This window comes from Olleya sp. Ti.3.14 (genome assembly GCF_038154885.1).
Classification (GTDB): domain Bacteria; phylum Bacteroidota; class Bacteroidia; order Flavobacteriales; family Flavobacteriaceae; genus Olleya.
Genome location: NZ_JBAKAO010000075.1, coordinates 1 through 289 on the forward strand (window position 1 = coordinate 1; position 289 = coordinate 289).

General features: G+C 28.4%; 1 protein-coding gene. It reads left to right on the forward strand.

Translation table 11 applies throughout. The annotated features are described in order from the left end of the window. Positions 1-289, forward strand: a 289-nt coding sequence (locus V6251_RS15340; protein WP_341589019.1) for a hypothetical protein, incomplete at both ends; no start/stop codon positions are given.

The window sequence follows — 289 nt, forward strand, 5'->3', positions numbered from 1 at the left end:
GAATTATATGATACTTCAACAACCCTTAGCACCATAGAGAAAAAAATTTTTGACGAAAGTAACCAAGTTGTAAATATATTTAGAGATAATTACAGTTGGTATCCAGAATGGATAAGCAAAAGAATAACAAAAGATAATAGCAGTGAAGAGCTGCAAGATTATTTTGTAAATAGTAAAGAATATAGACTTTATGTTATAAGTAGTTACCAGAAGTTAAATAATGCCTATCTCCCAAATTTGCAATTCGGAATAGTTGAATTGAAAAATATAAGAGCAGCTATTTTAGAAC